Annotated in this window: 1 pseudogene; it reads right to left on the bottom strand. The window is 51.7% G+C overall.

Features of this window, described 5'->3' with window-relative positions:
- A pseudogene (locus NTD86_RS08500) lies at positions 1 to 1,282 on the bottom strand (sugar-binding protein); the annotation flags it as partial.

The raw sequence follows: 1,282 nt of genomic DNA, 5'->3' as shown, positions 1-1,282 counted from the left end.
ATCATAGCGATAACGCGTTTGCAGGGTTGGCGCCGAACCGAAACCGGAGGCTGCTGGAGTGACTGTTTTGCTCTTGAGAGAGCGCACAAATTTTTGCGGGTCTGCTGGGCAACCATAGTGGCCTTCTTCACTATCTGCTTCACCGTCCCTGCTGTACCACGTGTTGGTTTCGATCACACCATTGGCGTTGGTCTGGGTCAGCAAGTTGCCATAATCATCATAAGTGGCCGTCACTGTCTCGGTGTGTCGTGGCTCAGTGGCGTTGGCGTTTCGCCAGATCTTGGTGACTGTTTTTGGCAATTGGCAATAAGCGGGTTGATCTTTGAAACTCTTTTGCGGGTCGATGTAGTACTCGGTCTCGGTCACTGACAAGGTGTCTTCACTGCCCGCTTCGGCCTTTTGGGTAATTTGCTCGCGTACCAGCAAATGGTATTTATTGAATACCCGGTGGGTGCTTCGCACCGCTTGGTTGCGGGTGGCATCCCAAACATTTTCGGTGGTTTCGTATTGATAGTCGGCGCTGATTTTATAAAGGTTGTCCAGCCCATCGTCACTCCACGCGATACCACTGCCAAAACCCAGGAAGTTTCGATCCTTCGAGTCGTATTCATAGCGGGTTTCACTGACTGGCTGGTCGAAACCCGGATCGCGCTTATGTATCTGCACCCGTGGCAGTTTGCGCCCGCTCAGCCCCGGAAACGAATGCCCCGCGGCTGAATAGGTAATGGTTTCGTGACCACCGGTGGGGGTATCAACGCTGGTGAGACAGATCAGATTGTTATACATGCCGTAGACGAAGCGCCAGGAGGCGTTGTCGTCGGTTGGCAAAACGATAGCCCTGGTCTCACTGCCAATGATTTCAAGTACAAAGTCGGCTTCATACACCGTGCCGGGGTGCAGCGAGATCTTTAGCTCATTGTTAGTGCGCACCAAGCTGATGAGCTCAGTGCCGTCAGCATTTTTTATGCTGCTAAGCAGCGGCTCAGTAAAGAAGGGCGTGTACTGTAACGTCACGCTATGGCCCTGAGGTGAAAGCATTTGCACCGGCATGGCCAATCCGCCTTGGCCGACCTCAAGGATTTCGATGAGTCCAGACTTATGCTCGATGCGATAGTGCCTGTCGTCCAAAATATAAAAATGAAACGAGTCGATCTTCTTCTCTGGAATAAATTTCCCAATACCTTCGGGGGTCTCATCCAGGTTAACTTTAAATGTTTCACCGGTGTACAGCGATAGCACACGACTGTTGGGATTGTATTGTGAAAGCTGCAAGTTCCAGCCG

Origin of the sequence: Pseudomonas sp. 7P_10.2_Bac1 (assembly GCF_025465935.1) — a bacterium.
GTDB lineage: Bacteria > Pseudomonadota > Gammaproteobacteria > Pseudomonadales > Pseudomonadaceae > Aquipseudomonas.
This window is presented reverse-complemented; position numbering and strand designations above follow the sequence as displayed.